Source organism: Corynebacterium glyciniphilum AJ 3170, from assembly GCF_007673095.1.
Classification (GTDB): domain Bacteria; phylum Actinomycetota; class Actinomycetes; order Mycobacteriales; family Mycobacteriaceae; genus Corynebacterium.
Window position 1 is genome coordinate 1 of record NZ_VDYZ01000166.1, and the last position, 300, is coordinate 300.

At 67.7% G+C, this 300-nt stretch carries 1 protein-coding gene; it reads right to left on the bottom strand.

From position 1 onward, the window contains the following. Positions 1-12 precede the first annotated feature (12 nt). Positions 13-300, bottom strand: a 288-nt coding sequence (locus FS507_RS18160) for a hypothetical protein (protein WP_222121460.1), incomplete at its 5' end; no start/stop codon positions are given.

Here is a 300-nt window from a genome sequence, read left to right on the forward strand (position 1 = left end):
CCCCAACTCGTCCTAGCCACCACCCCCGGCGTCCTCCACTCTCACGCCCTTACCGATCACCTTCACCACACCTCCACCCCCCCACACCACCCCCCCCACTCCCCCCCCCCCCCCTCCCTCCCCCTCCACCAATCCCACACCTCCCCCCACCCTCCCTCCCACTTCCCCTCCCCCCCCACCCTTCACCATCCCCTCCCCCACCCCAACCACCTCAATCTCACCCTCCCCCCTCCCCACATCCAACCTCCACTCTTTCCACCTCCCCATCACACTCTCCCCCATCTCTTCACTCCTTCCTCC